1 protein-coding gene is annotated in these 480 nt (G+C 52.3%); it reads left to right on the top strand.

Translation table 11 applies throughout. The annotated features are described in order from the left end of the window. Window positions 1–228: 228 nt before the first annotated feature. Window positions 229–480 (top strand): GTP cyclohydrolase, FolE2/MptA family (locus JWG43_RS17875; protein WP_205244299.1); only part of this gene is annotated, 252 nt, incomplete at its 3' end.

Below are 480 nucleotides of genomic sequence, written 5' to 3'. Positions count from 1 at the left end.
CGCCATAGCCTGGCGTGCTGAATTTGGGCAGCTGAAATTCCCAGCGGCAATGTGAATACGGAACTGGCAAGCAGCCAGTTGAGCAGTTGACGTCTGTGCATGGCCTGTACCGCAGATAAGGGAGCATCCGTACTCAAGATTGCTGTGTGTATGCCCCAGCAAAAAAGCATCGTCGACTTTATAGTTATAATATAACATGTCAAAACACTCTGCGACGGATCTCACTTTATGAATGCGCTGACTTTGCCAGATGTCGCCGCGCAGTCATCCCAGCAAGCAATAGCGCTTGAATGGGTCGGTATGTGCGGCATTGCTTCCCCGGTATTAATCAACGGCCAACGCCTCAGCGCGAAAATAGATGCCGGCGTCAATCTCGTAGACGCCACTGCACGGGGCATTCACATGTCTCGCCTGTATCTGGCGTTGGATCAGCTGGAAACGGAAAACCTTACGCCTGCCCTGCTCAGGCAACTATTGCAG

This window comes from Desulfobulbus alkaliphilus (assembly GCF_016918545.1).
Classification (GTDB): Bacteria; Desulfobacterota; Desulfobulbia; order Desulfobulbales; family Desulfobulbaceae; genus Desulfobulbus; species Desulfobulbus alkaliphilus.
Note: the sequence above shows the minus strand (reverse complement) of the source record. Positions and strands in the feature narration are given on the sequence as shown.